At 59.8% G+C, this 25,854-nt stretch carries 23 protein-coding genes; 6 read left to right on the top strand and 17 right to left on the bottom strand.

The window, feature by feature from the left end; translation table 11 throughout:
- Nucleotides 1-30: 30 nt before the first annotated feature.
- From F6R97_RS19100 to dksA, 13 genes are all read right to left on the bottom strand, one after another.
- Nucleotides 31-1,047 carry a class I SAM-dependent rRNA methyltransferase gene (locus F6R97_RS19100; RefSeq protein WP_063342503.1) on the bottom strand — a complete coding sequence of 339 codons (1,017 nt, stop codon included), beginning with the start codon at nucleotides 1,045-1,047 and terminating at the stop codon, nucleotides 31-33.
- Between the two features lie 208 nt (nucleotides 1,048-1,255).
- A complete protein-coding gene (gene acs, locus F6R97_RS19105) occupies nucleotides 1,256-3,193 on the bottom strand; it encodes an acetate--CoA ligase (RefSeq protein WP_038981527.1) in 1,938 nt (645 codons plus the stop codon).
- 229 nt (nucleotides 3,194-3,422) lie between these two features.
- The gene (pgi, locus tag F6R97_RS19110; RefSeq protein ID WP_038981528.1) at nucleotides 3,423-5,087 is read right to left on the bottom strand and encodes a glucose-6-phosphate isomerase; all 1,665 of its coding nucleotides are present in this window, start codon (nucleotides 5,085-5,087) and stop codon (nucleotides 3,423-3,425) included.
- 229 nt (nucleotides 5,088-5,316) lie between these two features.
- A complete protein-coding gene (panD, locus tag F6R97_RS19115) occupies nucleotides 5,317-5,697 on the bottom strand; it encodes an aspartate 1-decarboxylase (RefSeq protein ID WP_008153310.1) in 381 nt (126 codons plus the stop codon).
- 119 nt (nucleotides 5,698-5,816) lie between these two features.
- On the bottom strand, nucleotides 5,817-6,677 hold the full coding sequence (gene panC / locus F6R97_RS19120) for a pantoate--beta-alanine ligase (protein WP_315866937.1): 861 nt from the start codon (nucleotides 6,675-6,677) through the stop codon (nucleotides 5,817-5,819).
- Nucleotides 6,674-7,474, bottom strand: a complete 801-nt coding sequence (panB, locus tag F6R97_RS19125) for a 3-methyl-2-oxobutanoate hydroxymethyltransferase (protein WP_048396496.1) — start codon at nucleotides 7,472-7,474, stop codon at nucleotides 6,674-6,676. Before panB ends, panC begins: the two co-directional genes overlap by 4 nt.
- A gap of 361 nt (nucleotides 7,475-7,835) precedes the next feature.
- Complete coding sequence (folK, locus tag F6R97_RS19130) at nucleotides 7,836-8,321, bottom strand: 2-amino-4-hydroxy-6-hydroxymethyldihydropteridine diphosphokinase (RefSeq protein WP_315866938.1); 486 nt, start codon at nucleotides 8,319-8,321, stop codon at nucleotides 7,836-7,838.
- A gap of 3 nt (nucleotides 8,322-8,324) precedes the next feature.
- The gene (locus F6R97_RS19135) at nucleotides 8,325-9,725 is read right to left on the bottom strand and encodes a polynucleotide adenylyltransferase PcnB (RefSeq protein ID WP_008068509.1); all 1,401 of its coding nucleotides are present in this window, start codon (nucleotides 9,723-9,725) and stop codon (nucleotides 8,325-8,327) included.
- A gap of 840 nt (nucleotides 9,726-10,565) precedes the next feature.
- Nucleotides 10,566-12,002, bottom strand: coding sequence for a sigma-54-dependent transcriptional regulator (locus tag F6R97_RS19140; RefSeq protein WP_048396497.1), 1,437 nt, complete (start codon nucleotides 12,000-12,002; stop codon nucleotides 10,566-10,568).
- A gap of 22 nt (nucleotides 12,003-12,024) precedes the next feature.
- Nucleotides 12,025-14,979, bottom strand: a complete 2,955-nt coding sequence (locus F6R97_RS19145) for a sensor histidine kinase (protein ID WP_161794735.1) — start codon at nucleotides 14,977-14,979, stop codon at nucleotides 12,025-12,027.
- Nucleotides 14,963-15,139, bottom strand: a complete 177-nt coding sequence (locus F6R97_RS19150; protein WP_003176118.1) for a hypothetical protein — start codon at nucleotides 15,137-15,139, stop codon at nucleotides 14,963-14,965. Before F6R97_RS19150 ends, F6R97_RS19145 begins: the two co-directional genes overlap by 17 nt.
- A 77-nt stretch (nucleotides 15,140-15,216) precedes the next feature.
- Nucleotides 15,217-16,113 (bottom strand): tRNA glutamyl-Q(34) synthetase GluQRS, encoded by an 897-nt coding sequence (gene gluQRS / locus F6R97_RS19155; RefSeq protein ID WP_048396509.1) that lies wholly within the window; start codon nucleotides 16,111-16,113, stop codon nucleotides 15,217-15,219.
- Between the two features lie 206 nt (nucleotides 16,114-16,319).
- On the bottom strand, nucleotides 16,320-16,760 hold the full coding sequence (gene dksA, locus F6R97_RS19160; protein ID WP_007902025.1) for an RNA polymerase-binding protein DksA: 441 nt from the start codon (nucleotides 16,758-16,760) through the stop codon (nucleotides 16,320-16,322).
- A 334-nt stretch (nucleotides 16,761-17,094) separates the two neighbouring features.
- On the opposite strand from dksA, the gene F6R97_RS19165 reads away from it, so the two are divergent.
- Together F6R97_RS19165 and sfsA are read left to right on the top strand one after the other, a co-directional pair.
- The gene (locus tag F6R97_RS19165; protein WP_315866939.1) at nucleotides 17,095-18,267 is read left to right on the top strand and encodes a pyridoxal phosphate-dependent aminotransferase; all 1,173 of its coding nucleotides are present in this window, start codon (nucleotides 17,095-17,097) and stop codon (nucleotides 18,265-18,267) included.
- Nucleotides 18,267-18,980, top strand: a complete 714-nt coding sequence (gene sfsA, locus F6R97_RS19170; protein WP_050681453.1) for a DNA/RNA nuclease SfsA — start codon at nucleotides 18,267-18,269, stop codon at nucleotides 18,978-18,980. The genes F6R97_RS19165 and sfsA overlap by 1 nt, the downstream gene beginning before the upstream one ends.
- Here the strand turns inward: sfsA and F6R97_RS19175 are convergent.
- Nucleotides 18,977-19,294, bottom strand: coding sequence for a Rieske (2Fe-2S) protein (locus F6R97_RS19175; RefSeq protein WP_038981536.1), 318 nt, complete (start codon nucleotides 19,292-19,294; stop codon nucleotides 18,977-18,979). The genes sfsA and F6R97_RS19175 overlap by 4 nt on opposite strands.
- Before the next feature lie 163 nt (nucleotides 19,295-19,457).
- Between F6R97_RS19175 and F6R97_RS19180 the strand changes: the two genes are divergently transcribed.
- The 4 genes from F6R97_RS19180 to F6R97_RS19195 are packed head-to-tail and all read left to right on the top strand — an operon-like array spanning nucleotide 19,458 to nucleotide 23,004.
- The gene (locus tag F6R97_RS19180; RefSeq protein WP_050681454.1) at nucleotides 19,458-20,330 is read left to right on the top strand and encodes a hemin ABC transporter substrate-binding protein; all 873 of its coding nucleotides are present in this window, start codon (nucleotides 19,458-19,460) and stop codon (nucleotides 20,328-20,330) included.
- Nucleotides 20,331-20,377: 47 nt separating this feature from the next.
- Nucleotides 20,378-21,361 (top strand): iron ABC transporter permease, encoded by a 984-nt coding sequence (locus tag F6R97_RS19185; protein ID WP_315866942.1) that lies wholly within the window; start codon nucleotides 20,378-20,380, stop codon nucleotides 21,359-21,361.
- Nucleotides 21,361-22,128, top strand: coding sequence for a heme ABC transporter ATP-binding protein (locus tag F6R97_RS19190; RefSeq protein ID WP_315866940.1), 768 nt, complete (start codon nucleotides 21,361-21,363; stop codon nucleotides 22,126-22,128). Before F6R97_RS19185 ends, F6R97_RS19190 begins: the two co-directional genes overlap by 1 nt.
- Before the next feature lie 21 nt (nucleotides 22,129-22,149).
- A complete protein-coding gene (locus F6R97_RS19195; RefSeq protein WP_048396502.1) occupies nucleotides 22,150-23,004 on the top strand; it encodes a ChaN family lipoprotein in 855 nt (284 codons plus the stop codon).
- Nucleotides 23,005-23,284: 280 nt separating this feature from the next.
- Here the strand turns inward: F6R97_RS19195 and F6R97_RS19200 are convergent, their stop codons facing one another.
- The 3 genes from F6R97_RS19200 to F6R97_RS19210 all read right to left on the bottom strand — a co-directional run bounded on the left by F6R97_RS19200 (nucleotide 23,285) and on the right by F6R97_RS19210 (nucleotide 25,793).
- Nucleotides 23,285-23,557, bottom strand: a complete 273-nt coding sequence (locus F6R97_RS19200) for a TfoX/Sxy family protein (protein ID WP_007902045.1) — start codon at nucleotides 23,555-23,557, stop codon at nucleotides 23,285-23,287.
- Between the two features lie 243 nt (nucleotides 23,558-23,800).
- Nucleotides 23,801-24,145: a pentapeptide repeat-containing protein gene (locus F6R97_RS19205; protein WP_052967693.1), complete on the bottom strand. Its 345-nt coding sequence runs from the start codon at nucleotides 24,143-24,145 to the stop codon at nucleotides 23,801-23,803.
- 91 nt (nucleotides 24,146-24,236) lie between these two features.
- Entirely contained in the window at nucleotides 24,237-25,793 is a 1,557-nt protein-coding gene (locus F6R97_RS19210; RefSeq protein ID WP_315866941.1) for a bifunctional aminoglycoside phosphotransferase/ATP-binding protein, read from the bottom strand.
- Between the last annotated feature and the right edge of the window lie 61 nt (nucleotides 25,794-25,854).

A 25,854-nucleotide genomic window follows, 5' to 3' on the forward strand; every position in this document is an offset into this window, starting at 1 on the left:
TAGGATTTATCTGATTATCGGCGTGGATTTTCAGAGCTGCAGGATCAGCGTTTTCAGCGGCGGCTGCTGGTCCATCGACGGGAAATCGCTGCCCGGTGTCAGCGCTGTCCACTCACGTACCGGGCGACCGGCCTTCTCTGCGCAGCGCAGAACCTGTTCGCGCCAATCGTCCATGCTGACCTTCGCCAGATTGTTGCAGCAGATCAGCACGCCATCGTCAGCGGTGGTCAGCAGCGCCGGTTTGAGCAGGCTCTGGTAGTCACGCAACAGGTCGACTGTGCCGAAGGCACTCTTGGCCCAGGCCGGAGGATCAAGCAGCACCAGATCGTACTGACGTGGGTCCAGACGTTGATAGCTCGGCAGTTTCTGGCCGCGACGCTGGCTGATCGGCAGGCCGGCCAGTTGACGAATCGCCGGGAAGTAATCGGACTGAATGAATTCCATCGTTGGCAATTGCGGGTTGAGCAGACCGTTCTCGCGGCCGACCGCCAGATTGCCTTCGGCAAAGTCCAGGTTACACACCTCGCTCGCCCCACCCGCCGCAGCGCTGAGGCCAACGCCACAGGTGTAGGCAAACAGGTTCAACACACTTTTGTTTTTGCTGTGCGCCTTGACCCAGCCGCGAGCGTTGCGCAGGTCGAGAAACAGCAACGGGTCCTGGCCAGCGTGGCGCCCGCGAACCCGGTAGTTCAGTCCCCATTCGTGGCCGATCAAATCTTGCAGGGCGGCTTCGTCGGCGCGGTAGACGGTGTCTTCGCGGTCGATGCGCGAGTTGCCACGGGAACGGTCGTTGTAGACCAGCAGGGTGTCGAGGCCCAGCTGTTGATTGACGATCTCGTGCAGTTGCAGCAGGGCGTCACGCTCCAGTGCCTGATGAAAACTCTGCACCAACAGTTGCGGGCCGTAGCGATCGATAGTCAGGCCGCCGGCGCCTTCCTGGCTGCCGTGGAACAGGCGATAGCAATCGGTGCCTTGCTGATGCAGCTCGGCGAGCAGGTCCTGGCGACGATCGAGGGCGGCGCACAGCGCCTGATTCAAGGAAGACATGCTGGGCGCCTTGCAGGAGGGAATTGGGGGCGCGGGAGTTTAACAGCTTGGGCGATGAAGAACCTGAACCTGAACCTGTAGGAGCGAGGCTTGCCCGCGAAGAACGATGACGCGGTTTATCTGTTGTACCGAGTTATCGTTCTTCGCGGGCAAGCCTCGCTCCCACAGGGATGTGATTAGCGTTCGACGGCCAGTACACAACAAGGGCTCATTGGTTCAGACGTTGATCAATCAGCCCTTGCACCACGCTCGGGTCGGCGAGGGTCGAGGTGTCGCCCAGGCTGTCCAGTTCGTTGCAGGCGATCTTGCGCAGGATTCGTCGCATGATCTTGCCCGAACGGGTTTTCGGCAAGGCCGGAGCCCATTGGATCAAGTCCGGTTTGGCGAAGCTGCCGATTTCCTTGCTGACATGCGCCAGCAATTGTTTCTTCAGTTCGTCGTTGGGTTCGGTGCCATTCATGGGCGTGACGAAGGCATAGATGCCCTGGCCTTTGACGTCATGGGGGTAACCGACTACGGCGGCCTCGGCGATGCTGTCGTGCAGCACCAGTGCGCTTTCTACTTCGGCCGTGCCGATGCGGTGCCCGGAGACGTTGATCACGTCGTCGATGCGCCCGGTGATCCAGTAGTCGCCGTCCTCGTCACGGCGAGCACCATCGCCGGTGAAGTAATAGCCGGGGTAGGGCTTGAAGTAGGTTTCGATCATCCGTTTCGGGTCGCCGTAGACGCTGCGGATCTGCGCCGGCCAGCTGGACTTGATGGCCAGTATGCCGCTGCCGGCGCCTTTGATTTCCTTACCGTGTTCGTCGAGCAATACCGGTTGCACGCCGAACATCGGTTGGGTGGCGCAACCAGGTTTGATCCGTTGGGTGCTGACCAGCGGGCTGAGCATGATGCCGCCGGTTTCGGTCTGCCACCAGGTATCGACAATCGGGCAGCGCTGCTCGCCGACCGTATTGAAATACCATTCCCAGGCTTCCGGGTTGATCGGCTCACCGACGGTACCGAGTAACCGCAGGCTCTCGCGGGACGTTTCCTTCAGCGGCTCGGGGCCTTCACGCATCAACGCGCGCAACGCGGTCGGAGCGGTGTAGAAGATGTTCACGTGGTGCTTGTCGATCACCTGCCAGAAGCGCGAAGTGCTGGGGTAGCTCGGCACACCTTCGAAGATCAGCGTGGTCGCCCCGTTGGCCAGCGGCCCGTAGACGATGTAGCTGTGGCCGGTGACCCAGCCGACATCGGCGGTGCACCAGAAAACTTCACCATCGCGATAGTCGAGCACGTACTTGAAGGTCATGGCGACTTGCAGCAAGTAGCCGCCGGTGGTGTGCAGCACGCCTTTGGGCTTACCGGTGCTGCCGGAGGTGTAGAGGATGAACAGCGGGTCTTCGGCCTCCATCGGCTCTGGCGGGCAGTCATCGCTGACGTCGCGCAAAGCCTGGTGGTACCAGATGTCCCGATCGTCGACCCAGTTAACCTGGCCTTGGGTGCGTTCGACCACGATCACGGTGTTCACGTCGGGGCAGCTTTGCAGCGCGGTGTCGACGTTCTGTTTGAGCGGCACGAATTTACCGCCGCGCACGCCTTCGTCGGCAGTGATCACGGTGCGGCAATCGGCGTCGAGAATCCGGTCACGCAGCGAGTCCGGGGAGAAGCCGCCGAACACCACCGAATGAATCGCGCCGATGCGCGCGCAGGCGAGCATGGCATAGGCGGCTTCGGGGATCATCGGCATGTAGATGCACACGCGGTCGCCTTTCTTCACGCCACGGCTTTTGAGCACGTTGGCCAGTCGACAGACGTTGTGATGGAGTTTTTTGTAGGTGATCTGGGCGGATTCGGCGGGGTCATCACCTTCCCAGATGATCGCGATTTGATCGCCGCGCTTTTCCAGGTGACGGTCGATGCAGTTGTAACTGACGTTTAACGTTGCGCCAGCGAACCAGCTTGCCTCACCGGTTTTCAGGTCGTAACGCTGGACGGTTTGCCACGGCGCGCTCCAGTCGAGAAAGCGTGTGGCCTGTTCGGCCCAGAAGGTGCTGGGATGCTCGATGGATTGGCGGTACAGGCGTTGGTAGTCGTCTTGACTTAACTGTGCAGCCCGGCGGACGGCATCGGCTTTGGGGAACGTGCTGATATCGAACATGACGGTTCCTTATTCTTGTTTTGCGACAAGAGGGGAGCTGCGCGACCCTCGTAGGAGCTGCCGAAGGCTGCGATCTTTTGATCTTGTTTTTTACAATCAAGATCAAAAGATCGCAGCCTTCGGCAGCTCCTACAGTGATAGCGCACGCCACCGATTTTGCGGTAAACGCGGTGCCGTGGAACTGTCGTTGCTACAAGTGAAGGGGCGGGTAGACCGCCCCTTCAGCCTATCACCCGCGGTGACGACCGCGGAAGTAGTTGATCAAGCCTTGGGTGGAGGCATCGTCGGCCGGGGTTTCTTCGCTGCCGACCAGGCGGTTGTAGACGCCTTTGCCCAGCTCCTTGCCCAGCTCCACGCCCCACTGATCGAAGGCATTGATGCCCCAGACCACGCTTTGCACGAAGACTTTGTGTTCGTACAGCGCCACCAGTGCGCCAAGACGACGCGGGCTGATGCGTTCGACCACCAAGGTGTTGCTCGGACGGTTGCCCGGGATCACCTTGTGTGCCGCCAGCTTCTGTACTTCGTCCTCGCTCATGCCCTTGTCACGCAACTCGGCTTCGGCCTCGGCGCGGGTCTTGCCGAGCATCAGTGCCTGGCTTTGCGACAGGCAGTTGGCGTACAGCCACTGGTGGTGGTCGGACACCGGGTTGAAGCTGACGATCGGCACGATAAAGTCGGCCGGAATCAGCTGGGTGCCCTGGTGCAGCAACTGGTGGTAAGCGTGCTGACCGTTGCAACCGACGCCGCCCCAGATCACCGGGCCGGTATCGGTGGACACTGGCGTGCCGTCCTGGCGCACGCTCTTGCCGTTGGATTCCATATCCAGCTGTTGCAAGTGTTTGGTGATGTTGCGCAGGTAGTGGTCGTACGGCAGGATCGCGTGGCTTTGCGCGCCCCAGAAGTTGCCGTACCAGACGCCGAGCAACGCCAGCAGCACCGGCATGTTCTGTTCGAATGGCGCGCTCTGGAAGTGCTGGTCCATGGTGTAGGCACCGGACAGCAACTCCTTGAAGTTCGACATGCCGATGGCCAGTGCAATCGGCAGACCGATAGCCGACCACAACGAGTAACGCCCGCCAACCCAGTCCCACATCGGGAAGATGTTTTCTTCGCGAATACCGAACGCTACCGCCGCCGCATTGTTGCTGGAAACGGCGATGAAGTGACGGTACAGCTCGGCTTCCGAACCACCCTGAGCCAGGTACCAGGCGCGTGCGGCCTGGGCGTTTTTCAGGGTTTCGAGGGTGTTGAAGGATTTCGACGAGACGATGAACAGCGTGGTCTCGGCGCGCAGCTTCATGGTCAGTTCGTGGAATTCACTGCCGTCGATGTTCGCCAGGTAATGGCAGCGCACGCCTTTCTGGGCGTAGGACAGCAGCGCTTCGGATACCAACTCAGGGCCGAGGAACGAGCCACCGATGCCGATATTCACCACGTCAGTGATCGGCTTCTCGGTGTAACCGCGCCACAACCCATCGTGGATGCGACCTACGAGGTCGGTGATCTGGTTCAGCACCTTGTGTACATCGGGCATCACGTTGACGCCGTTGACCGACAGCTTGTCGCCCACCGGGCGGCGCAGTGCGGTGTGCAGCGCGGGGCGGCCTTCGGAAGAGTTGACGATTTCGCCATCGAACAGCGCTTTGATCGCGCCTTTGAGGTCGACTTCGTTGGCCAGGCCCACCAGCAGGTTGCGGGTCTCGGCGTTGATCAGGTTTTTCGAGTAGTCGAGAAACAGGCCGCAACTGCTGAGGGTGAATTGAGTAAAACGCTGCGGATCGGCATTAAAGGCTTCGCGCATGCTGAAATCCTGCATGGCTTGGCGGTGGTCATTCAACGCTTGCCAGGCGGGCAGAGCGGTAACGTCGTGAGGAGTGCGGTAATACGCCATCGCTGCGGTTTTCCTTTTACTTGAACGGCCTTTTGAACACTAAAATCCCGGAGCGCTGCGGGTGGGCGTCCGGTCAACTGCGTCGACACGATTTCATGGCGCAGGGCGAATACAGTAAACCTCGCGCTGCAATCTGTCTTGACTTTGTCTGACCTGCTCCCGGTACTTTTTTAACATTTAAACCGGGAGCGGTCCGACAAACGGAAGGCTGACAGGGGACGCGGCTCGATCAGGCGACCTGAACCGGAATGGCATTACTGGTGTGGCTCAGCTCGTTACCCGGCGCCATGTAGAGCATGCGCGGCTTGAAGTTGAGCAGTTCGGCTTCGCTGTAGTGGGCGTAAGCACAGATGATCACGCGGTCGCCGACCTTGGCCTTGTGCGCCGCGGCACCGTTGACCGAAATCATGCGCGAACCTTCTTCGCCACGAATCGCGTAGGTGGTGAAGCGTTCGCCGTTGTCGATGTTGTAGATCTGGATCTGTTCGTACTCACGGATGCCGGACAGGTCCAGCCATTCGCCGTCGATGGCGCAAGAGCCTTCATAATCGAGTACAGCATGGGTGACTTCGGCGCGATGCAGCTTGGCCTTGAGCATGATGGCGTGCATGAGTGTTTCCCCAGGTCGGAATCGAACGGCGGGAGCGCCCACAGGCGCGTAGGAGCTGCCGCAGGCTGCGATCTTTTGATCTCGCCGTTTTGTTTGATGTTGCTGTTTGATCTTGCCGTTTAAACCGCAGCGTCAAGGTTCAGATGCAGATTGTCGATCAACCGCGTCGTGCCGAGGAACGCCGCCACTAGAATCACCAGATCCCGATCTTCCGCCGTCGCCGGACGCAAGGTCAGTGCATGGCGAATTTCCAGATAGTCCGCACGCAGGCCGGCGGCTTCAAGCTGTTTGATCTGTTCGTTGATCAACGTCGGGTAATCGCGCTCACCCTGTTTAATTGCATCGGCAATATGGGTCAGGGTGCGATAGACCACTGGCGCGACGGCACGTTGTTCTTCGCTGAGGAAACCATTGCGCGACGACAGCGCCAAGCCATCGGCGGCACGTACGGTAGGCTCACCGATGATCTGGATCGGCATGTTCAGGTCATGCACCAGGGCGCGAATCACCGCCAGTTGCTGGAAGTCTTTCTGGCCGAAAATCGCCAGGTCCGGCTGGACCATGTTGAACAGCTTGCTGACTACGGTCGCCACCCCTTCGAAATGCCCCGGACGGCTGGCGCCGCAGAGGCCTTCAGACAGTTGCGGAACGCTGACGCGGGTCTGGCCGGCCATGCCGTCGGGGTACATTTCTTCGACGGTTGGTGCGAACAGCAGATGGCAGCCGGCCTGGAGCAGTTTCTCCTGATCGGCGGCCAGGGTCCGCGGGTACTTGTCGAGGTCTTCACCGGCACCGAACTGCAGCGGGTTGACGAAAATGCTCGCGACCACGAAATCCACCCGTTGGGTGGCTTTGGTAATCAGCGCGATATGCCCGCTGTGCAGGTTGCCCATGGTCGGCACGAAGCCGATGCGCTTGCCTTCGCTACGGGCACGGGCCACGGCGGCCCGCAGTTCGCGTACGGTTTTTACGGTGTTCATGCAGAAAATCCGTGTTCGATGCCAGGGAAAGTCGCCGCTTTGACTTCAGTGACGTAAGCGCTCAAGGCAGCTTGAATGCTGGTTTGGCCAGTCATGAAGTTCTTCACGAATTTTGGTACGCGGCCGGTAATAGACAGGCCAAGCATGTCGTGCAGGACCAGCACCTGGCCGTCGGTGCCGCTGCCGGCGCCGATGCCGATCACCGGGATACCCACCGCCTGGGTGATTTCTTCGGCCAGTTCGCTGGGTACGCATTCGAGCAGCAGCATGGCCGCACCGGCCTGTTCCAGGGCAATCGCGTCGGCACGCATCTGCCGCGCCTGGTTCTCGTTGCGGCCCTGGACTTTATAGCCGCCGAGGATGTTGACCGATTGCGGTGTCAGCCCCATGTGCGCGCACACCGGGATGCCACGTTCGGCTAGCAGACGGATCGAGTCTGCGAGCCACAATGCCCCTTCAACCTTGACCATGTGCGCACCGGCCTGCATCAACAGGGCGCTGTTGGTCATGGTTTGTTCAATGGTGGCGTAGGCCATGAAGGGCAGGTCGGCGAGGATCAGGGCATCGGCGTTGCCGCGTTTGACGGCCGCCACGTGGTAGGCCATTTCAGCGGTGGTCACCGGCAGGGTGCTGTCGTGACCTTGCAAGACCATGCCGAGGGAGTCGCCCACCAGCAGCACTTCAACCCCGGCCTCATTGCAGGCATGGGCGAAGGTCGCGTCATAGCAGGTCAGCATGGTGATCTTTTCACCTTTCTGCTTGAGGCTCTGGAGCGTGGTCAGGGTGATGGCTGGCATGAAAAAAATCCTCATTACAGGCGCTATGGAAACTACTGCGAGTAACGCGCGTGATTCGTCATTTATACAGGCGCACCTTCTTTCGTGGTGCTTGTAAGGCCTGGATTGCGCCCTTTGGCGCCGCGTTGGCGGCAGCGGGACGCCTATAGTCGTGAGGAGAACCCGGGAAGTCAATTGTGTGTGTTACCGCATTGTTACGTGTGGGGTGTTACCGGCGTTACTGATGCGATTCAGCAGGTTTTGTGAGCGCGACACAAGTCAATGTGGGAGCGGGCTTGCTCGCGAAGGCGGTGTATCAGTCACATCAATGTTGAATGTGCTACCGCTTTCGCGAGCAAGCCCGCTCCCACAGGGTTTTTTGTCAATTCGGGGAGAGGCGTTCCAACCCGACGAACGGGCAGGCAGTGAGTAATTCTGTGAGGGTGCGGTCATCGGCCAGGCGCAGATCAGCCGGTGCCAGTTCGGCTAGCGGATAGAGCACAAAGGCCCGTTCCTGCAGGTGGTAGTGGGGGACTTTGAGGCGCGGTTCGTCAATCAGTCGATCGCCGAACAGCACGATGTCCAGATCCAGCGTGCGCGGGCCCCAGCGTTCAAGGCGCTCGCGGCCTTGGCCATTCTCGATGGCTTGCAGCGCATCCAGCAGGTCCAGTGGCGCGAGGTTGCTGTCGAGCGCGGCGACCGCGTTGGTGTAACGCGGTTGGCCGGGCAGCAGCGAGTCGCTTTGATAAAACCCGGAAACCCCGACCAGTTCGGTCTGCGGCAATTGCGCCAGCGCTTCGACAGCGCTGCGCAACTGTTCGGCGGGGTCAGCCAGATTGCTGCCCATGCCGATGTAGATGCGTTCCATGGCTTATTCGCCTGTAGCGCTCGGTGCGCCGGCAGCGCGCTTGCGCTTGGCGCCGCCGCTGCGGCGACGTTTGCGCGGAGCGCCAGTACCGTCGTCCTTGCCGCTGAGGTCGCGGATCATGTCCCGGCGTTCGCTGTCGTTGGCGTCCTGATAGTCGGTCCACCACTCGCCCAGGCCATCGGTCTGCTCACCGGCGCTTTCGCGCAGCAGCAGGAAGTCGTAACCGGCGCGGAACCGTGGGTTGTCCAGCAACAGGTCGGCGCGTTTGCCGCTGCGCCGTGGCAGACGCTCCTGCATGTCCCAGATCTCGCGGATCGGCATGGTGAAGCGTTTCGGAATGGCGATGCGCTGGCACTGTTCGGCGATCAACTCGTGAGCGGCTTCCTGCATCGCCGGAATCGGCGGCATGCCGCGCTCTTGCAGACGCAACACACGGGCCGGCAGGGCAGGCCAGAGCAGGGCGGCAAACAGGAACGCCGGGGTGACCGGTTTGTTCTGCTTGATCCGCAGGTCTGTGTTGATCAGCGCTTCACTGATCAGCGTGTGGGTGTAGGTCGGGTTGTACTCCAACGCTGCCGCACTGGCCGGGAACAGCGGATCGAACAGCTGCAGGTCGACCAGCATTTCGAAGGTGTCCGCGGCATAGCCGGAGAGGAACAGCTTGAGCACTTCTTCGAACAGACGAGCCGACGGGATCTCGCGCAGCAACGGCGCCAGTTCGCGGATCGGCGTGGCGCTGTGTTTTTCGATGCCGAAATTCAGCTTGGCGGCGAAACGCACGGCCCGCAGCATCCGCACCGGGTCTTCCTGGTAGCGTTGCTTCGGATCGCCGATCAGGCGGATCAGATGATTGCGGATATCGTGTACGCCGTTGGCGTAGTCGAGAATGCGTTCACTGACCGGATCGTAATACAAGGCGTTGATGGTGAAGTCGCGGCGTTGCGCGTCTTCTTCCAGGGTGCCATAGACGTTGTCACGCAGAATTCGCCCGCTTTCATTACGAGACGATTGGTTGCTGTCTTCGTCTTCGTCGTTTTGCGGGTGATTGGCGCGGAAGGTCGCGACTTCAATGATTTCGCGGCCAAAGTGGATATGCACCAGTTTGAAACGCCGACCGATGATCCGCGCATTGCGGAACTCGGCGCGTACCTGCTCAGGCGTGGCACTGGTGGCGACGTCGAAATCTTTCGGCGTGATGCCGAGCAGCATGTCACGCACACAGCCGCCGACCAGGTAAGCCTGGTAACCGGCGTTCTGCAGGCGTTCGACGATATTCACCGCGTAACGGCTGAACTGTGCCTTTTGCAGCGAATGTTGGCCGCTGTTGAGCACTTCAGGCGTACTGCGAATGTGTTGCGTATGACGCTTGGGAGAACGGAATGACTGGAACAACTTCTTCAGCATGGGATGCACTGTTTGAAGGAATGTTCGGCCATAACGAAGAATGACCGCATGATGGGCGGGGATTCTAGCATTTAGTCGGGGGATGGTGTAGGAAGCTGCGCAAGTGCTTGGAGGGGATGTCTGGCATGGGGTTTTGTAGCAACTGCCGTGTGGCGAGGGGGCTTGCCCCCGTTCCAGTGCGCAGCACTGGCATGATTTCGGAAACGCTCAAGAGCTTGGGGCTGCTTCGCAACCCAACGGGGGCGAGCCCCCTCGCCACAGGCTAAACGCCAGAAACCACAAGGGGAGCCGAAGCTCCCCAAGAAGTAGTTGCATGCTCTATTTTTATTATTGGTTTCGGGCTTCTTGTTTTTGTTGAGCGCCCTCGCCATGAAGTTTTCCTTCACGGCCCTCCCAATCGGGAGCCAAGAGCAAACGGATTGCTTTGGTCGCTGTGTTGCTGTGATCGTTCGATCCAACCAGTTCAGGCACTGTCTTGGGACAGTTTTTTATTGTTCTCGGCCTGGTCGTGGGGCAAGCCCCAAATGCAACGCCTCTCCAAAAGAATCAGTTAGCTACGCCTCTCGCCGTCTTGTTTTTATTGTGCGTGAGTCGATACGTCTTATTTTTATTGTCTTGTACATTGCTTGTTATTGTTCTTGTACTAAACATATAGCAGGGTGCGTGCCAACTTTTATGAGGTCCAGTAAAACAAGGGGTTAGGCGGGCTAATGGTGTTTTTCGAGGCCCAAAAAAACCGGGGCTTCGTTACCGTAAGCCCCGGCTTCTGTTACGCGAAAAAGCTGAGGTAACAGTTTTTTCACAATGTCATGTGTTACCCGCACATCCGACAGGTGCGGTTCAGCTCTCGCTGGCCACCCCGGTCTTGCGCCGCGGAATGCCCAGGCGCTGACGGCGTTCCCACAGGCATTTGCGACTGACCCCGAGTTTGCGGGCCAGCTCGGTTTCGGTCATGTGGTCCTGATGCTCGAGAACGAAATGCTGGAAGTAGTCTTCCAGGGACAAATCTTCGGTCGGTTCGTGGCTGGTGTTACCGCCGCTATTGCCCTGCTGGGGCGCCAGGCCGATGAAGTCGTCGTCATCCAGATCGCTCAGTTCGATGTCGATGCCCAGCAGCTCGGCGGAAATCTCCGGGCTTTCGCATAGGATCACGGCGCGTTCGACCGCATTTTCCAGCTCGCGAACGTTACCCGGCCAGGAGTAATGCCGAATCGCCTGTTCGGCATCCAGGGCGAATTTCAGATCGGTGCGGTTGACCCGCGCGCTCTGCCGTGCGAGGAATGCAGTGGCAATTTCATTGACGTCCGCGCCGCGCTCGCGCAGGGCCGGCAGCTTCAAGGCGATCACGTGAAGACGGTAATACAAGTCTTCACGGAACTGGCCAATTTTCGCCAGGCTCTTGAGGTCCCGGTGGGTCGCGGCAATCAGGCGTACATCAACCTTCTGCGACTGCACCGAACCGACCCGGCGGATTTCGCCTTCCTGCAACACACGCAGCAGGCGAGCCTGAGCTTCCAGTGGCAGTTCACCGATTTCATCGAGGAACAAGGTGCCGCCGTCCGCCGCTTCCACCAACCCGGCACGCCCGGCGCTGGCGCCGGTAAACGCGCCTTTTTCGTGGCCGAATAGCTCGGACTCGATCAGGCTTTCCGGAATGGCCGCGCAGTTCACCGAGATCATCGGCGCCTTGGCGCGCTTGGACAGATTATGCAGAGCGCGTGCTACCAGTTCTTTACCGGTACCCGATTCACCCTGGATCAGGACGTTGGAATCGGTTGGCGCGACTTTGCGGATCTTGCTGTAAAGGTCCTGCATCGGCGGACATGAGCCGATAATGCCGATTTCGCCGTTGCTGTTGTCGACACCATTTTTCGCGGCGCCATTGCTCGTTTTGCCGACGACCGGTTCACCGCTGGCTTGCGCCGATTGCCGATCACGCAGGATTCGCGCGACGGCCTGGAGCATTTCGTCGTGATCGAAAGGCTTGGCGATGTAATCCACCGCGCCCATCTTCATGGAGTCGACGGCCGAACGCAGGCTGGCGTAACTGGTCATGATCAGCACCGGAGTGCCCTGGCCAAGTTTGATCAACTCGGTACCAGGCGCGCCTGGCAGACGCAGGTCGCTGACGATCAGGTCAAATGTGGGGATGCTGAAACGCTCTTGTGCTTCCTGCACGGATCCGGCTTCGCTGACCTGGTACTGGTTACGTTCCAGCAGACGGCGCAAGGCGGAGCGGATAATTGTTTCGTCTTCGACGATCAAAATGTGCGGCATTGATTCGATACTCTCGACGGTCTCAGTTCACAGCGGACGTCGCTTCGACATGACGCGGCAAAGTCACCCGGATACGGGTGCCGCGTTGGCTTTGAACATCAGCCGGGCTGTCGATGGTGATTTGTCCATAATGCTCTTCAACGATGGAATAGACCAGTGCAAGGCCCAGACCGGTGCCTTCGCCAGGATCCTTGGTGGTGAAGAAAGGTTCGAACAGTCGGTCCATGATGCTCGAGGGAATACCACTGCCTTCGTCTTCGACGATCAGATCGACCGTGTGTTCGCCGGCTTCGCTTTTAACTCGCACTGCACTGCCCGGAGGCGAGGCGTCGCGGGCGTTTGAGAGCAGGTTGATCAATACTTGGGCGAGCCGCTGCGGGTCGCCTTCGACCCAGTGATCGGGGTCGCACAGGTTGTAGAACTGTACTTCGAAATTGCGCCGGTTCAAGGCCAGCAGGCCGATGGCATCCTGGGCCACTTCCGCCAGACAGACGGGCTCGTCACTGTGCTGATAACTGCCGGCATGGGCGAAGCTCATCAGCGACTGAACGATGCGTGACACGCGTTTGGTCTGCTCGAGGATCTGCCCGCTGATTTCCGTGAGTTCGGCGTCGTCCTCACGCTCTTCGCGCAAGTTTTGCGCGAGGCAGGCAATGCCGGTGATCGGGTTGCCGATTTCATGGGCCACGCCGGCCGCCAGTCGACCGATGCTGGCCAGGCGCTCGGAGTGCACCAGTTTATCTTCGAGCATCTGGGTTTCGGTCAGGTCTTCCACCAGCAGTACCAGGCCGCTGTTACCCGGCGCCAGCGGTTCATCGATCGCCGCTTTGTGCAGGTTCAGCCAGCGAGTCTGACCGTCGAGGGCCAGGTGCTGTTTGTGCAAATGCTCGTCCGGCAGATTGATGAAGCCTTGCAGCAGTTCTTTCCACGGATCGGCAATGGTGCTCAGGCGCGAACCGACCACACGCTGCGCGGCAATCCCGGTCAGCTCCTCCATGGCTTTGTTCCACATGAGGATTTCCTGATCCTTGGCCAGCGAGCACACGCCCATCGGCAACTCTTGCAAGGTCTGGCGGTGGTAGCGGCGCAACGCATCGAGTTCGGCGGCAAGACCGGTGAGGCGCGAGTGGTAGTCCTCAAGACGGCTTTCGATGAAGTGGATGTCTTCGGTGACATAGTTTTCGCCGCCAGCCTTGTAGGGCAGGAAGGTTTCGACCATGTCCTGCGCGACGCTCGGCCCCATCAGGCCGGAAAGGTTCGCTTCGATACGATCACGCAGACGGCGCAAAGCGTACGGTCGACGTTCATCGAACGGCAGATAGAGGTCACGCAGCGCCTGTTCGACTTCTTTCTGTGCAGCCTTGGCGCCCAGCGGCTTGGCCAGTTGCGTGGCAAATTCCTGAGGCGAGGCGGCATGCAGTTCGCGGCGTTGCGGGCGGCGAACGTTGTCCACGGCGCAGGCTTCGGCGGCGCTGGCCTCTTCGGGGCTGGCGTTGGTGAACAACGAGATCAGCGTGAACATCAGCACGTTGGCGGCCAGCGAGGCAATCGCTGCCATGTGCCAGCTGGTGTCGTCCAGCACGTAAATCATGTTCAACAGTGGAATGTAGAAGCCTTGCAGATTGCCGACCAGCGGCAGCAGCATGGTCACCAGCCACACCAGAATCCCCGCCAGCAAGCCGGCGATGAAGCCGCGACGGTTGGCGGTCGGCCAGTACAGTACCGACAACACCCCCGGCAGGAACTGCAATGTGGCGACGAAGGCGACGATGCCGAGGTTAGCCAGGTCCTGCTCGGCACCCAGCATCAGGTAGAAACCGTAACCGGCCATGATGATCGCGACGATCAGCGCCCGGCGGGTCCATTTCAGCCAACGGTAGATATTGCCTTCGGCCGGCGGCTGATAGAGCGGCAGCACCAGATGGTTCAGCGCCATCCCGGACAGCGCCAGCGTGGTGACGATGATCAGGCCGCTGGCCGCCGACAATCCGCCGATATACGCCAATAGTGCCAGGGCTTTGTTGTTGGCGGCGATGCCGATGCCCAGGGTGAAATATTCCGGATTGGTCGTGGCGCCGAGTTTCAGCCCGGCCCAGAGAATCAGCGGCACCGCGAGGCTCATCAACAGTAGAAACAGCGGCAGACCCCAGCTCGCACTGACCAGCGAGCGCGGGTTGAGGTTTTCGGTAAAGGTCATGTGATACATGTGCGGCATCACGATCGCCGAGGCGAAGAACACCAGCAACAGCGTGCGCCACGGGCCTTCCTGCAATGGCGTGTGCAGGGCGGCGAGGGCGGTCTGGTTTTGCAGCAGCCACAGTTCCAGCTGTTGCGGGCCATCGAACACGCCATACAGCGCATACAGTCCGACGCCGCCAATCGCGATCAGTTTGATCACCGACTCGAAGGCAATCGCGAACACCAGGCCTTCATGTTTCTCGCGGGTAGCGATGTGGCGTGAGCCGAAGAAAATCGTGAACAGCGTAATCAGTGCGCAGAAGCTCAGGGCCACGCGATGCTGCACCGGCTCGCGGGTGAGGATGCTGATGGAGTCGGCCACTGCCTGAATCTGCAACGCCAGCAACGGCAGCACGCCGATCAACATGAAAATTGTCGTCAGTGCGCCGGCCCAGGTGCTGCGGAAACGAAACGCAAACAAGTCGGCCAGGGACGAGAGCTGATAAGTGCGGGTGATTTTCAGGATCGGGTACAAAAGCACCGGTGCCAGCAGAAAGGCCCCGGAAACCCCGAGGTAGCTGGACAGAAAACCGTAGCCGTACTGATAGGCCAGGCCCACCGTGCCGTAAAACGCCCAGGCACTGGCGTAAACGCCCAGCGACAGGGTGTACGTCAGCGGGTGGCGAATGATCGCCCGGGGGATCATGCCCCGTTCGCTGATCCAGGCCACGCCGAACAGCACCGCCAGGTACGCGGCGCTGATCAGGATCATCTGGGTCAGGCTAAAGCTCATCGGCATCTTTTTGGCTCTGCAGAATGAAGGTCACGACAATCAGAATCAGCCAGAGCAAATAAGGGCGATACCAGGCGCCCGTGGCGTCGATCCACCAATCCATGATGGCCGGGGAGAACAGATAAATCCCCACTACCAGGAGCAGGACCAAGCGATAGATGTACATCCCGGCCTCTCTTTTTTATGCGCGTGCCCGAAAACGTGCGGCGATGGTAACGGATGGGCGCGCCACTGCAAGTGGCATCACTGCAGTTGCGCTTCGGGTAACGTCAGTGTGCGCGGGATCAGCGATGCATCCCAGTGGGCAACGCCCCAGTTCAGCACTTCCCGTGGCGTGGCGTCATTCAGTTCGGTTACAGGCTTGTGCCCCAGCGCCCGCAATGCGCGCAGTAACAGCGGTGTGGCCTGATCTTCGGTCAGCGGCGGCGAGCGATAGGATTTGCCGAGTTTGTGGCCGTCCGGCTGGGTAATCAGCGGGATGTGCAGGTAGCGGGGTTGCGGCAGGCCCAGCAGTTCTTGCAGATAGAGCTGGCGTGGCGTGGAGTCCAGCAAATCGGCGCCTCGCACGATATCGGTGATGCCTTGCCAGGCATCGTCCAGCACCACCGCCAATTGATAGGCGTAGAGCCCGTCGCGACGGCGGATCACGAAATCACCAACCTCTCGACCCAAGTGTTGACGGAATTCGCCCTGCACCCGGTCGATGAAGTGGTATTCCAGTTCCGGTACACGCAGGCGAATCGCCGCGTTCTCGGTGCCGTGCCCCGCGTTGCGGCAGAACCCGGGATAGATGCCGTGATACGGCTCCAATTGTTTGCGCGAACAGGTACAGGCGTAGGCCAGGCCCTGATTGAACAGGCGATTGATGACTTCGTCATAGGCCGCGTGCCGCTCGCTCTGTCGGACCATGTCGCCATCCCACTCGAACCCGTAGCTTTCCAATGCTTTGAGAATCGCGGCCTGAGCGCCGGGCTCTTCGCGCGGCGGATCGAGATCTTCCATGCGCACCAGCCAGCGGCCGCCGACCGAACGGGCGTCGAGGTAGGAGGCCAGTGCTGCGACCAGCGAACCGAAGTGCAAGTGTCCACTGGGCGTAGGGGCGAAACGCCCAATGTAGGCGGGGGAGGCGATGGTGGTCATTAGGGCGATGTCAGGCTGTTCAATCGTTTGAGCATGGCTTGAAGCCGCCTTCGCGAGCAAGCTCAGCTCCTACAGGAAATTGCGCTAGCCGTTGTAGGAGCGAAGCTTGCTCGCGAAGGCGATTTTGAAGACGCAACAAATCAGCAAATGTCAGAAACAAAAAACGGAGCGTTCGCACGCTCCGTTCTTCGTTCAAGTCGCCAAGATTACTTGCCGACTTGCTTTTCCTTGATTTCCGCCAGGGTCTTGCAGTCAACGCACATGTCGGCGGTAGGGCGGGCTTCCAGTCGCTTGACGCCGATTTCGACGCCGCAGGACTCGCACCAGCCGTATTCTTCGTCTTCGATCAATTGCAGGGTTTTGTCGATTTTCTTGATCAGTTTGCGCTCGCGGTCGCGGGCGCGCAATTCGAGGCTGAATTCCTCTTCCTGACTGGCACGATCTGCCGGGTCCGGGAAGTTGGCCGCTTCGTCTTTCATGTGATCAACAGTACGGTCGACTTCCTGCATCAAGTCCTGTTTCCACTTGTTCAGGATCTTGGTGAAGTGAGCGCGCATGGGCTTGCCCATGTACTCTTCGCCCTTCACTTCTTTGTAGGGTTCGAAGCCGCTGATCGACTGATTTTGCTGCTTTGCTTGGGTGGGCATGAAATGGACCGCCTCTACTCTTGTAATCCATTGCGCAGGATTGCTCCATCACCGACACCTGCCGGCCCTGCGGCTGCAAGCGGGCGAACTTACCAGATCAAATCGGACCGCGCTACTCCCGGATGTCGAGCCCGCGGCCCGTGGGCCTTGCAAAAAATTGCAAAGCCTTGCCTGGTGGCTCTGGAGACCTGATCAATTATTGATTTTAGTCAAACCTGGAGCATACGCTTGAACCGTTTGAGACCAGCGTTATATGGGCTCTGACCGCTTTAGGTTCTCGCTCGTTCCTGCGCTTGGGTAGAATCGATTCTTTTCCCCGTTGTAAGGAAGGCTAATGGCTCTGTCCTACAGTGCGCGCAGTCGCGCTATCGAACCGTTTCACGTCATGGCCCTGCTGGCGCGGGCCAACGAGCTGCAAGCAGCCGGCCACGACGTGATTCACCTGGAAATCGGCGAGCCGGACTTCACCACCGCCGAGCCGATCATCCAGGCCGGCCAAGCCGCGCTGACGGCGGGGAAGACCCGTTACACCGCCGCTCGCGGCATTCCCGAGCTGCGCGAGGCCATTTCGGGGTTTTATCAGCAGCGTTACGGGCTGAACATCGATCCGCAACGCATCCTCATCACGCCCGGCGGTTCAGGCGCGTTGCTGTTGGCCAGTGCCTTGCTGGTGGACCCAGGCAAGCATTGGCTGCTGGCAGACCCGGGTTACCCGTGCAACCGGCACTTTCTGCGGCTGGTGGAAGGCGCGGCGCAGCTTGTTCCTGTAGGTTCGGATGTGCGTTATCAACTGACCCCGGATCTGGTCGCGCGTCACTGGGATCACGACAGCGTCGGCGCCCTGGTGGCATCGCCGGCCAACCCGACCGGAACCATCCTGACCCGCGACGAGTTGGCCGGGCTCTCTGCAGCGATCAAGGCCCGCCACGGCCATTTGGTGGTCGACGAGATCTACCATGGCCTGACTTACGGCACGGATGCGGCCAGCGTACTGGAAGTTGATGACAGCGCCTTCGTCCTCAATAGTTTTTCCAAGTATTTCGGCATGACCGGCTGGCGCCTCGGTTGGCTGGTAGCGCCAGAAGCGGCGGTCGGTGAGCTGGAAAAACTCGCGCAGAACCTCTACATCAGCGCGCCGAGCATGGCCCAGCACGCCGCATTGGCTTGCTTCGAACCCGCCACTATCCAAATTTTCGAGGAGCGCCGAGCCGAGTTCGGCCGGCGTCGTGATTTCCTGTTGCCCGCCCTGCGGGAGTTGGGTTTCGGTATCGCTGTAGAGCCGGAAGGCGCGTTCTATTTGTACGCTGATATCAGCAAGTTCGGCGGCGATGCCTTCGCGTTCTGCCGGCATTTTCTCGAAACCGAGCACGTTGCGATCACCCCAGGCCTGGACTTCGGGCGCTATCAGGCCGGGCATCATGTGCGGTTTGCCTACACCCAAAGTCTTCCACGCTTGCAGGAAGCGGTTGAGCGGATCGCTCGCGGTTTGAAGAGCTGGCAAGGCTGATGCGCTTTCATCCTCCCCTCGAAGAAGGTCGCTTGATTCGTCGCTACAAACGTTTTCTTGCCGATATCGAAACCGTTGATGGCGAGTTGCTGACCATTCACTGCCCTAACACCGGTTCGATGCTTAATTGCCAAGTCGAAGGCGGGCAGGTCTGGTTCAGCCGTTCCAACGACCCCAAACGCAAGTTGCCCGGCACCTGGGAAGTCGGCGAAACCCCACAGGGGCGACTGTTCTGCGTAAACACCGGGCGCGCCAACGGTTTGATTGAGGAGGCGTTGCGGGCCAATGTCATCACCGAGCTGAACGGCTTTACCGAACTGAAGCGCGAAGTGGCCTACGGTCAGGAAAGCAGCCGCATCGATTTCCGTCTCGATTACCCGAGCGGGCCCGCGTATGTGGAAGTCAAAAGCGTCACCCTGGGCTTCGATGGCTCGTTGGTGGCGGCGTTTCCCGATGCGGTGACCCAGCGTGGGGCCAAGCATTTGCGGGAGTTGGCGCATTTGGCGCGGGACGGGATTCGTGCCGTGCAGTTGTATTGCGTGAACCTGACCGGCATTGACTCCGTGCGTCCTGCTGAAGAAATCGATTCGGCCTACGCGGCGGCGTTACGCGAAGCGGTGGCGTGTGGGGTCGAAGTGCTGGCGTATGGCGTGCACTTGACCCACGAAGAGATGGTGGTCGATCGGCGTCTGGAAGTGCTGTTAAACGGTTAGAGCGTGACCCAGATCCCTTGATCGTCTTCGTGGCAGGGGATAGTGGTCAGGGATTGCCCGGCGCACGGGCCGGCGACGCATTCGCCGTCTTCGATCAAAAACAGTGCGCCGTGGGTGGCGCACTGGATCAGGCTGTTACTGGGGTCGAGAAACTGATCGGGTTTCCATTCCAGTCCGACACCCCGGTGCGGGCAGCGATTTTCATACACATACACCCGGCCGTCCCGGCGCACGGCCAGAAGCTTCTGACCGTCAACGTCGAAACCGCGACTGCTGGCGTCAGCCAATTCGGCGCCTGTGCAAAGAAGCTTCATGTCTATCCTCAAGTCCCGCAGCTCGTGACCAGATATGTCCGAGCTTGACGTTCAAATGCAAACAATTATCAAATGGCCGCTCACCCACAGGGCGATTGCCGGATGCCGAGGATACTTGGCCTGTCCTCTCGATGCCCGGGAAAACCTTTAAAGGAAGCTGTTTATGCGCCTGAGTACCCGCGTCGCTGCGCTCTGTGTCGGACTGCTCGTCAGTCACCAGGCCATGGCAGCCGAGTTGCCGCAACGTTGGGTCAGCGCCGGTGGTGCCTTGTCGGAATGGGTCAGCGCATTGGGCGGTGAGTCGAAACTGGTGGGCGTCGATACCACCAGTCAGCATCCTGAGTCGCTGAAGACACTGCCGAGCGTCGGCTATCAACGGCAACTCTCGGCAGAAGGCGTTCTGAGTCTGCGCCCGCAGATCCTGGTGGGCACCGAAGAAATGGGGCCGCCATCGGTGCTTTCACAGATTCGCAGCGCGGGCGTTCAGGTCGAACTGTTCTCGGCCCAGCCAGATTTGCCGACATTGCAGGGCAACCTGCAGCATCTGGGCAAATTGCTGGGGGCTGAAGATCGGGCTTCGCAAGTATTCCAGACTTATCAACAGCAGCTCGATCAGCAACAAGCCCGGGTCAGTCAGGTGCAACTCAAACACAAAGCACCGGGTGTATTGCTGCTGTTGGGGTATGCGGGCGGTAAACCGTTAATTGCCGGTAAAGACACCGCCGCCGATTGGTTGCTGCAACAGGCCGGTGGCCACAATCTGGCAACCCACACTGGCTACAAGCCGTTTTCCGTAGAGTCCCTGGCCAGTCTCAATCCCGAAGTGCTGGTGTTTGCCGACCGTGCGCTGACGGGCGATGCGGCGCGCGCGGCGTTGTTCAAGGAAAATCCGATCCTCTCGTCCACCCGCGCGGCCAAGGACGGGCGAGTCATGGAACTGGACCCGACGTTGTTGGTGGGGGGACTGGGGCCACGGTTGCCGGAAAGTCTGAAAAGCCTGGCTGACGGTTTCTATCCAGGTACGACCGGCCAATGATCCTCGTTAAACCCCGTGCGCTATTTATCAGTCTGAGCCTGCTGTGTTTGCTAGCGATCTGGTTGTCGCTGGCGTTGGGGCCGGTGAGTCTGCCGTTGTTCGACACGTTGCGCGCGGCGTTGCGGCTGATTGGTTTGCCAATCGCGCCCGACGGGTTGGAGCAGGCCGAACTGATCCTCGGGCAGATTCGCTTGCCGCGAACCTTGCTCGGCTTGGCTGTGGGCGGCGTGCTGGCGCTGTCCGGCGTGGCAATGCAGGGCTTGTTTCGCAATCCTCTGGCCGATCCGGGATTGGTGGGGGTCTCCAGTGGCGCGGCATTGGGCGCTGCCATCGCGATTGTCGGTGGTTCGGTGTTCGGCGGTTTGCCCGAATCCTTCGGGCCTTATCTGTTGTCGGTGTGTGCGTTTCTCGGGGGGCTGGGTGTAACGGCGCTGGTCTATCGACTGGGGCGGCGCAACGGCCAGACCAACGTCGCCACCATGCTGCTGGCCGGTATTGCATTGACTGCCCTGGCCGGCTCTGCGGTAGGGTTATTCACCTATCTGGCGGATGACGCGACCTTGCGCACCCTGACGTTCTGGAACCTGGGCAGCCTTAACGGCGCCAGTTATTCGCGACTTTGGCCGTTGCTGCTGGTGAGCACCGGTGTGGCGCTGTGGTTGCCGCGTAGGGCCAAGGCCTTGAATGCATTGTTGCTGGGGGAGTCGGAGGCCGGTCACTTGGGCATCGACGTCGAAGGCCTCAAGCGCGAACTGGTGTTCTGCACGGCATTGGGCGTCGGTGCGGCGGTAGCGGCAGCGGGGATGATCGGGTTTGTCGGCTTGGTGGTGCCGCATCTGGTGCGGTTGCTGGCTGGCCCCGATCATCGTGTGCTGTTGCCGGCGTCGGTATTGGCGGGGGCCAGTCTCTTATTATTTGCCGATCTGGTGGCGCGACTGGCCTTGGCGCCGGCCGAGCTGCCGATCGGGATTGTCACAGCCTTCATCGGCGCACCGTTCTTTCTGTATCTACTGCTCAGAGGGCGTGACTGATGTTGCGAACGCAGAATCTGCAAATCCGGCGCGGTCGAAAGATTGTTCTCACGGACATCACCCTTGAACTCAAACCGGGTGAAGTCCTCGGCGTGCTGGGCCCCAATGGTGCCAGCAAAAGCACATTGCTTGGCGCCCTATGTGGCGAATTGCATGCGGACCACGGCAGTGTCTGGCTCGATGAGCGCGAGCTGAGTCATTGGGCCGGGGCGCAGCGAGCCCAGCGTTTGGCGGTGTTGCCGCAGGTGTCGACCCTGGACTTTGCCTTTCGCGTCGAAGAAGTGGTCGGTATGGGGCGTTTGCCTTATCAAAGCGGCCGGGTCCGGGATGACGAGATCGTCGCCGCCGCGCTGCTCGCGGCCGATGCGCGGCACCTGAGTGGACGCAGCTATCTGGCGTTGTCTGGCGGCGAACGTCAGCGGGTGCATCTGGCACGTGTGCTGGCGCAGCTCTGGCCGGGGGAGGCGGGGCAAACGTTGTTGCTCGACGAACCGACATCGATGCTCGACCCGCTGCACCAACACACTACTCTGCAAGCGGTGCGCGAGTTCGCCGATCGTGGCGCCGCGGTGCTGGTGATCTTGCATGATCTGAATCTGGCGGCACGTTATTGTGATCGACTATTACTGCTCGAAGGTGGGCGCCCCGTGGCGCTGGATACACCGGAGCAGGTGCTGCGCCCGGAACCGCTCAGGGCCGTGTTCGGGTTGGAAGTACTGGTGCAGCCGCACCCGGAGCGTGGGCATCCGCTGATCATCGCCCGCTGAGCATTTCATCGAGGTGAGAACATGCGTGTGATGGTGATCCTGGCTGTGCTGTTACTGAGTGCCTGTCAGCATGTGCCGGTGGTGCCGCCGCCCGTCAGCGGCGAGATCCGGGACCTGCGCAGCGGTCAAACACTGACAGCACAGGAACTGCTTGCACGGTTAGCCAAGCCTTCGCGGTTGATCGTCGGCGAACAGCATGACAATCGTGATCACCATCAACTGCAATTGTGGTTATTACAGGCACTGGGTGAGCGGCGGCCCCAAGGCAGTTTGCTGCTGGAAATGCTCACGCCGGATCAGCAAGCGCGCGTCGATCACGTCAGGCATGCGTCACCGCTACCCGCTGACTTGCCCAATGCATTGGCCTGGCAATCGGGTTGGGACTGGAATCTGTACGGGCCGATCGTTGGTTTTGTCCTGACTCAGCCATACCCGTTGCTGGCGGCCAATCTGGATACGCTTGAAGTCCGTACTGTCTATGCCAAGCCGCCGACATTGAGCGGTTCGCGTTCTAACGCCCCGATGGTCAAGGATGAGTTGCTGGCACAGATCAGCGATTCCCACTGCGGCTTGCTGCCCACATCGCAAATGCCCGCGATGCTGGCCGTCCAGCAGCAACGTGACCGGCGGATGGCTGGGCGATTACTGGCCGCACCGACGCCTTCACTACTGTTTGCTGGTGCGTACCACGCGCGTAAAGATGTCGGGGTGCCGATCCATGTGCTGGATCTGGATGAGCCTGAAGCGCCAACGGTATTGATGCTGGCGGAGCAGGGCGCTGAGGTCACAGCGGCCATGGCCGATTACGTCTGGTATACGCCCGCCACGCCACCGCAGGATTACTGCGCGCAAATGCGTAAACAGTTCGGCAAGTAGTCAGGGCGGTACAATCTGGCGAGTTTTCCACAGGCAAAAAAAGACCCGGCAAGAGCCGGGTCAAATAACCGTGATTAGCCTGATGAGGAGATAATCTGAGAGTCCGAACCAAGGGCTTTTCAGAATATCGACCAGTCTCGCGACCAGTTGTGATAATCATAGCGATTCTCATTACCAAGTCAACCGCTGATTTTCAATTTCTGTGGATCTCACCAGTTCCCTTAGTGAAGGCCCTGCAATCATTGGTCTTCAGGCTGTGTGCGTAAGCGCAATTACCCATTCAAATCTTGTGGCGTGACGAGATAGCGTCCAGTTGTTTGTTCAAGGCTTCCTTGCGTTCGGCGGGAATGTCGTTCCAGTGAACATCCATCAGTGCGCCTTCGATCGCATACAACAACACCTTGGAAGCCCGAAAACCGCGCGTGCGCACGGCCCGATAAGCATCCACAGCTCCCAGCCGACGCAAGTCCGAGGCACTGTGGATACCCACGGCATGCAGCCATTGCGCCGATGTCTTGCCAAGATTTTTCAGGTGTTGCAGTTCATCATTCATCAAGCCTCCTTGCGACAGCCGAACGGTGCGTGGGCGAGCCTCTCAGCAGTGTAGCCATCAGTAGGAAAAGCGTGATTGTTTGGTCGGTTTCGACGCAAAAGCTTCTAAGAAGAGGGCTCAAGAAACGGCGTGAAAAGGCTGCGAGTGCAGTCGGAAGACGGGCGTTAGGCCTAAAGTTTCAGGGTGAAAAAAGTACAGGGTCCAGCGCAAAGCAGGGGCGCCGGACCTGGTAGAACGTCGCTTTTAGCGGGTGCGATAACGCAGTCGCGTACCGAAATTCATCGACATCAGAATCTCATCGGCACTCAGCTCTGGCGGGAAGTAGGCGCCGGAAATCTGCGCGTGGGCCAGGCTCGCGCCTTCCAGGGATGAGTTGCGAAAGTCGATGCCGCGCAAGTCGGCAGAGCGGAAATAGGCATCTGTGAAGTCGACGCCGTCGGCGTTCAGTTCACGCAGATCGAGACCACGAAAGTCGCCACCGACCATGTCGATAGGTCCATCTTTCGGGCGTTCGTTGTTAAAGCCTGTGATGTCGTCTTTGTGCAGCAAGGCATAAAGCGGGGTGTCGAGAAGTTTCGGCTGGCTCATGTCGCATCACCTGATGGTTTTATGACGCCAGTATAGTGCCACTATTTGACAGCCGTGAAGCCGGTGAAGGCTTCACGGTTGAAATAGTTTTTTACAGGCCTGGCAGGCGTTGGCGAATCTGCGCAACGACGGTATCGAGCGTGCCACTTTCATTGGTCTGGACGCGTTTGCTGCAAAGAATTTCTGCTGGCGTCAGAGCCTCGCGGCTGGCTTGCTGGGCGGCGATAACGTTCAAGTTGGCGTCGGATGGATCGTTATTGTCGGCCTGGCGTTGCTTCAACCAGCTCTCGATCACCGCTTGCGGAGCGTCGCAGTCGAGGATCAGGAACGGCGCACCAGTGGCTTCGGCGATTTTTGCCGCGCCGTCACGTTGGTCGCGCTTGAGGTACGTGGCATCGACCACTACCGGGAAACCGGCATGCAGAATTACACCGGCAATTTCATGCAGACGGCTGTAAGTAGCGGTGTTGGCATCGGCACTATAAATGCCGGCCTGCAGGTCGTTCGGTACGTTTTGCTCGCCGAACATACGCTTGCGCTCGACATCGGAACGCAGACGAATGGCGCCCAGCGCTTCTACCAGGCGCATGGCCACGTGGCTTTTACCAACAGCGGAAACACCGTGGGTAATCGCCAGGAAGCGCGAAGGAATGGTGCTGTAGCTTTCCGCCAGGTTGGCGTAGTTGCGGTACTGACGCAGCGTAGTGGCGCGCTGCACCGGATCGGCCTCGGCCGGCATGCTGAACAGGCTGACCTTGGCACGAACCAGTGCGCGGTAGGCTTTATAGAAGTTCAGCAGCTCAAGGCCCTGATAGTCGCCGGTCAGTTCCAGGTATTGGCTGATGAAACGGCGCGCCAGACTCTTCAGGCCACGGTCTTCCAGGTCCATGGCCAGGAAGCCGGTGTCGGCGTAAACGTCGGTGAAGCGGAACGGTTCGTTGAACTCGATGCAGTCGAAGATCACCACGTTGCCGTCGATCACGGTGGCGTTGCCCAAGTGAATGTCGCCGTGGCATTCACGAATGAAACCGTCGGCCTTGCGCTGGGCGAGCAGCGGCTTGAGGCGTTCGAAGCTGCTTTCGGCCCAGGCTTGCAGTGCATCCAGTTGCAGCAGATCGGCCTTGTCACTGAGGAACGGACGGATCTGTTCGAAGTTCTGACGTACTGGCGCCATGACGCTGTCCGGTGTGCCGGCTTCGTGTTCGGCAGGCACTTTCGGCGCGCTGAGGTGGAATTGAGCGATCTGTGCGGCCATCTCGTCGATGTGCGTGGTGGTCAATTCGCCGTTGGCTTGCAAGGTGCTGAGCAGACCGTTCTGCGGGAACTGGCGCATTTTCAGTACGTATTCGATGGCCGGGCCGTCGCCGCCCAGTTGCGGGGCTTCGGCGCTGCCGGTGACTGGCAACACTTCAAGATACAAATCATGGGTAAGGCGCTGGTTCAGACGCAACTCTTCAGCGCAGAAATGTTCGCGAGCCTCGAGGCTGGTGAAATCGAGGAAGCCGAAATTCACCGGCTTCTTCACTTTATAAGCGTAGGGGCCGGTGAGCAGCACCCAGGAAATATGGGTTTCGATGACCTGAAACCCTTCTACGGGATGCGGGTAGAGGGCCGGGTTTTGCAGGGCAGCGATCAGGGACTGGCTCACAGGCGATCCTTCAGAGTCTGGGGAAAATTCAAGGCCGCCATTATGGCCGCAAGTCCGCCCG

The organism is Pseudomonas sp. JV414 (assembly GCF_032424305.1).
Lineage (GTDB): Bacteria > Pseudomonadota > Gammaproteobacteria > Pseudomonadales > Pseudomonadaceae > Aquipseudomonas > Aquipseudomonas lini.